The sequence below is a fragment of the Enterobacter sp. 342 genome, from assembly GCF_036663495.1.
Classification (GTDB): Bacteria; Pseudomonadota; Gammaproteobacteria; order Enterobacterales; family Enterobacteriaceae; genus Enterobacter.
In genome coordinates this window covers 1-2,411 of the sequence record NZ_JAWUEI010000090.1, presented here as the reverse complement: position 1 = coordinate 2,411, position 2,411 = coordinate 1, and the positions used below count along the sequence as shown (strand labels likewise).

Sequence of the window (2,411 nt, the reverse complement as noted above, 5' to 3'; positions counted from 1 at the left end):
TTATTAGGCGACAATTACCCCGTCCGCATCGCGACAATTACTCTGGCCTGTTTGTAATCTGAGCGTCCTGTTTCTTCTTTCCAGGGAGAGGTTGTGACGCTGAATACCAGACAGGTCAGTTTTTACATGGCTCAACGTAATAAAGGTCTTACGCAGGAAGCCGCTGCGGCCACCACCGGCATCTCTGTTCGCTCCGGACGACGTATTGAAAAAGGGCAGTGGCAATCATCAGGTGAGCGACACTGGCGGACACGTCAGGATCCTCTGGAAGCGGTTTGGCTCAGTGATGTGCTTCCTTTACTCGCTTCCCGTCCGCAGATCTCGCCGACAACGGTTCTCGAATATCTGCAGGATAAATATCCGGGCCAGTATCCCGATAAGGTGCGCCGGACGCTGCAGCGCCGTATCCGTACCTGGAAAGCCTGCCACGGTGAGGAACGGGAGATCATGTTCCGCCAGGAGCATCAACCGGGAATGCGGGCGCTGTCAGATTTTACCCAGCTGAAAGGCACGGTTATCACCATTAACGGCTGCCCGCTGGAACACAAGCTCTTCCACTTCCGCCTTGAATGGAGTCGCTGGAGCTGGATGCGGGTTGTCACCGGCGGCGAGAGCTTCACCGCTCTGGCCGAAGGACTACAGGAGGCGCTGGGTCAGCTGGGTGGTGTACCAGCGGAGCACCGTACAGATAGTCTGGCCGCAGCATGGAAAAACCTGAGCGAGGAAGACCACCGGGATCAGACAGCGCGCTATGCCGGGTTGTGTGAACACTACGGCATGACCCCTTCCCGCAATAACAGCGGACGGGGCCATGAGAATGGTTCAGTGGAGTCGGCTCACGGACACCTCAAGGAGCGTATACGGCAGGCCCTGCTGCTGCGCGGAAATAACGACTTCGGTTCCCTGAATGAATATCGTCAGTTCGTTACACAGCAGGTGCTGCGTCATAACCAGCGCAATCAGGATCTGGTCCGTCAGGAACTGGCTCTTCTGAAGCCCCTTCCTCAGCGACGGTGTGCTGACTACGAAGAGTTGTCTGTCCGGGTCAGCAGCAGTAGTACCATCAACGTCCGGCACGTTGTGTACAGCGTGCCATCCAGACTTATCGGACAGATGCTGAAGGTTCGTCTGTGGGATGACAGACTGAGTTGTTACGTTGGAAGCGATGAAGTAATGAGCTGTCAGCGGGTCCGGGCACCGAAAGGTAAACGGCGGGCCCGCAGTATCAACTTCCGACACGTGATCGGTAGTCTTGTCATGAAACCCGGGGCGTTCTATCACGCCACACTGCGTAACGACATCCTGCCGGATGATGAATGGCGGCAGCTGTGGCAGCGGATGTGTTCACGTCTTGCCCCTCAGCTGGCCAGTCGCCTGATGGTTAATGCCCTGAAGCTGGCGGCAGAGCGGGAAGACATCTCAGCGGTCGCGAAGGGGCTGAACCACCTGCTGCTGGAGCCGGGAGAGCCGGATCTGCAGAAGCTGCTCAACTGGCTGGGCGTGAAGGATAAACGCCCGCTGCCGGACGGGAGACTGGTTCAGCACAGCCTGCAGGGTTATGACAACCTGATGCGTAAAGGAGGCCTGCAGTGACCGATATCCATACGCTTGAAAGGTTGCTCAGAAGGTTACGTCTGACGCGCATAGCCACCGAGTGGCACAGCCAGGAGAAACGCGCGCTGGCCGAAGGGTGGACCCCTTCGCGTTATCTGCTGTCACTCTGCAGTGAAGAGGCGACGCACAGGGAAAGCGAACGGCTGCGGCGGTATATAAAGGATGCGCGGTTGCCAGTGGGGAAAACGCTGGCCGAATATGACTTCGGCCAGGTCCCGGAGCTGAATGCCGCACAGGTGCGTCAGCTGTGTGAAACGACGGACTGGGTGGACAGCGGGGAGAATGTCCTGCTGTTCGGTGCCAGCGGTCTGGGCAAGAGCCACCTTGCCGCAGCGATCGCGGACGGCGTAGTGAGCCAGGGCTATCGGGTCCGGTTCTACAGCGCCGGCGAGTTGTTGCAGGAGCTGCGTAAAGCCCGGTCGTTGCTGAGGCTGAACGAGATGCTTCTGAAGCTGGATCGCTACCGGGTGATAGTGATAGACGACCTGGGCTATGTCAAACGGGATAACGCGGAAACGGGCGTGCTGTTCGAACTTATCGCGCACCGGTACGAAAGAGGAAGTCTGATCATCACAAGTAACCATCCGTTCAGCACATGGGGCAGTATCTTCGTGGACGAAACAATGGCGGTGGCAGCGGCGGACAGGCTGATCCACCACGGGTACATCTTCGAAGTTACAGGAGAAAGTTACAGAAAGAAAACATCAAAAGCAGTCACCCAGCAGTCAGCTAAGAAATAACTCAAAGGCGGCCAGAGTAGTTGACGCGTACCGGCCAAGGTAGTTGACGTCTAATAG

At 57.3% G+C, this 2,411-nt stretch carries 2 protein-coding genes; both read left to right on the top strand.

The window, feature by feature from the left end:
* The first annotated feature begins 93 nt into the window (after nucleotides 1-93).
* Nucleotides 94-1,593 carry an IS21-like element ISPlge2 family transposase gene (locus V6E55_RS25265; RefSeq protein ID WP_042938917.1) on the top strand — a complete coding sequence of 500 codons (1,500 nt, stop codon included), beginning with the start codon at nucleotides 94-96 and terminating at the stop codon, nucleotides 1,591-1,593.
* Complete coding sequence (gene istB / locus V6E55_RS25260) at nucleotides 1,590-2,354, top strand: IS21-like element helper ATPase IstB (protein WP_032669233.1); 765 nt, start codon at nucleotides 1,590-1,592, stop codon at nucleotides 2,352-2,354. Before V6E55_RS25265 ends, istB begins: the two co-directional genes overlap by 4 nt.
* The last annotated feature ends 57 nt before the right edge of the window (nucleotides 2,355-2,411 follow it).